Raw genomic sequence first — 2640 nt, 5'->3', positions numbered from 1 at the left:
GTATAGCGCAGTCCGGTAGCGCGCCTGCTTTGGGAGCAGGATGTCAGGAGTTCGAATCCCCTTACCCCGACCATATTGAAAATCCCCGTATCGAAAGGTACGGGGATTTTTTTTGCCTGCGACAAAGTGACGGCTTAAGTCGTCATACAACATGCCGATAACCTGTCGATGGGGTACTGCCCAACCACACCCCGAATACTGGTCATTACAAGAAAAAAGGCGCTCGTCATGTTGCTTCGTCAGTTGAATATCGCTCCTCGGGCTGCTCTGGGGTTTGCCTTGATCGCCGTGCTGGTGGCGTTGCTCGGGGTCTTTGCCCTGGCGCAGATGTCGAGCATTCGCGAGAGTGAGGTGGCCGTGGAAAAGCAATGGCTGCCAAGCATTCGCGGGGGTGATGAGATCCGCGAGCTGATGTTGCGTATCCGCACCATTTCCCTGCGCATGGCGCTGGACCAGGACCCGAAGAACATTCCGGTCTACCGTGGTCAGATGGACACCCGTGACAAGGAGTTGAGCGAGAAAATCGCCGCTTATGACCATCTGGTCGATACCGCCGAAGGCCGCGCCTTGTATGACCAGTTCAAAACCACTTTCGCCGCCTACCGCACGGGCATCGCCCAATCCTTCACCTTGGCCGAACAGGGTCGTCGGGACGAGTTGATCAAGCTGTTGCTGGTCGACATGAAGACGGTGGTCGATGGTTCTGGCAAGCAGCTCAATGACCTGGCGGAGCTGTTTTCCAAACAGGTCGCCCTGGAAAGCGAGAAGTCTGCCGCGCATTATCAAACGTCACGAACCATTGTCAGCCTGTTCATCGCACTCGCGGCGCTGGCGACCGTGGCGTTGGCCATGTTGCTGACCCGCAGCATTGTCCGTCCGCTGAGCGAGGCGGTGAGCGCCGCTGAAAGCGTGGCCCAGGGCGATCTGACCCGGCCTATCGCCACCCATGGCAGCGATGAGGTCAGTCGCCTGCTCAAGGCATTGGCGACCATGCAACAAAACCTGCGTGAAACCTTGCAATCCATCAGCGGCTCGGCCACGCAACTGGCCGCCGCCGCAGATGAACTGAACGCCGTCACCCTCGACAGCACCCAGGGGCTGCAGCAGCAGAACAACGAGATCGAGCAGGCGGCGACGGCGGTCAATGAGATGACCACCGCCGTGGAAGAGGTCGCCCGCAACGCGGTGTCGACGTCCGATGCGACCCGACAGTCCAGCGAGTCGGCGCATCTGGGGCAGGAGCGGGTCAACGAAACAGCGAGTGCCATCAGCGCCCTGGCCAGCGACGTGCAGCACACCGGTGAGCTGGTGCAATCACTGGCCAATCAGTCCCAGGACATCGGCAAGGTGCTGGAAGTGATTCGGGCCATTGCCGAGCAGACCAACCTGCTGGCGCTCAACGCGGCCATCGAAGCGGCCCGTGCCGGTGAAAGTGGTCGCGGTTTTGCGGTGGTGGCCGATGAAGTGCGCGCCCTGGCCCATCGTACCCAGCAATCGACCCTGGAAATCGAGCAGATGGTTCAGGGCATGCGCAGCGGCTCGAGCCTGGCGCTGGACTCCATGAACGCCAGCGCCTCCCGTGCTGCCAGCACGCTGCAACTGGCCGAGCGGGCAGGTGAGGCGTTGGTGGCGATCACTTCGTCGGTGCATGAAATTCACGAGCGCAACCTGGTGATCGCCAGTGCCGCCGAAGAGCAGGCGCAAGTGGCTCGGGAAGTGGATCGCAACCTGGTGAACATCCGCGACCTGTCGGTGCGTTCTGCCACCGGCGCCGACCAGACCAGCACCTCCAGCCATGAGCTGTCGAAACTGGCCAATACCCTGCAGGGCATGGTCCAGCGCTTCCGGGTGTAAATCAGGCGAAAAAAAGCCGCGCTTTCCCATGGGAAGCGCGGCTTTTTCGCGTCGAGACTCAGGCGCCGTCGCGGTCTTTCAGGTGCTCGAACAGGCCTTTGGGCATTTTCTTGCCGTTGGCTTCGAAGTTGGCTTTGACGTTGTCGTAAGCCTCCTGCTCGTCGATGAAGCCGTCATGGTTGGTGTCGATCTTGTCGAAGTCGGAGTTGGGCGCGACTTTCTTGAATTCGGCGCGGGACACTTTGCCGTCACCGTCGGTGTCGGTTTTTGCCATCGAAGCATCGCCGCACTTGCCTTCGCCACATTTGCCTTCAGGGGTTTTCACCACCTGGTCGGCCGAGGCCAGGAGGTAACCCTGGGACAGTGGCTGCGAAGCGAAAGCCGAGCCGGTCAACATCATGCCGCCAGCCAGGACAGCGCCGAGCAGACCGATAGTGTTCTTGGTGGTACGAGACATTTCAATTCTCCTGGGTTGCACGACACAACCGTTCGATAAAGGACGCCACGCAAGTGCAGCGTTCACCGGAGCGGGCGGGGGTGCCGCGCTCGGATGTGGCCATTTAAAGGGCGGGGTGTATCGCTACTGTGTCGTGCGACGGGGAGTTTGTAAGCGAAGGGGCAGAATCGCGGGGGAGATACAGTGGGAAACAGATCTGCGGATTGGCAAGGCAAAAAATGTGGGAGCGGGCTTGCTCGCGAATGCGGTGGATCAGTCAACGCGGATGTTGACTGATCCACCCCCGTTGTGTTATAAAAATGTGACGCAGCAAACCATTTGCAGTGGGT

General features: G+C 60.0%; 2 protein-coding genes. One reads left to right on the top strand and one right to left on the bottom strand.

Annotation, left to right across the window (positions count from 1 at the left end; all coding sequences use genetic code 11):
- The first annotated feature begins 228 nt into the window (after positions 1-228).
- Positions 229-1854: a methyl-accepting chemotaxis protein gene (locus QIW53_RS27165; protein ID WP_371052675.1), complete on the top strand. Its 1626-nt coding sequence runs from the start codon at positions 229-231 to the stop codon at positions 1852-1854.
- A gap of 58 nt (positions 1855-1912) precedes the next feature.
- On the opposite strand, the gene QIW53_RS27160 is transcribed toward QIW53_RS27165, so the two are convergent.
- Complete coding sequence (locus tag QIW53_RS27160; RefSeq protein WP_371052674.1) at positions 1913-2311, bottom strand: HvfA family oxazolone/thioamide-modified RiPP metallophore; 399 nt, start codon at positions 2309-2311, stop codon at positions 1913-1915.
- Between the last annotated feature and the right edge of the window lie 329 nt (positions 2312-2640).

The sequence above is a fragment of the Pseudomonas fluorescens genome (genome assembly GCF_041354075.1).
Taxonomy (GTDB): domain Bacteria; phylum Pseudomonadota; class Gammaproteobacteria; order Pseudomonadales; family Pseudomonadaceae; genus Aquipseudomonas; species Aquipseudomonas fluorescens_CE.
This window is presented reverse-complemented; position numbering and strand designations above follow the sequence as displayed.

What these genes read in the sequence shown, in the direction of transcription:
- QIW53_RS27165 (WP_371052675.1), top strand. Translation starts at nt 229, where the DNA reads ATGTTGCTTCGTCAGTTGAATATCGCTCCTCGGGCTGCTCTGGGGTTT.
- QIW53_RS27160 (WP_371052674.1), bottom strand. Translation starts at nt 2,311, where the DNA reads ATGTCTCGTACCACCAAGAACACTATCGGTCTGCTCGGCGCTGTCCTG.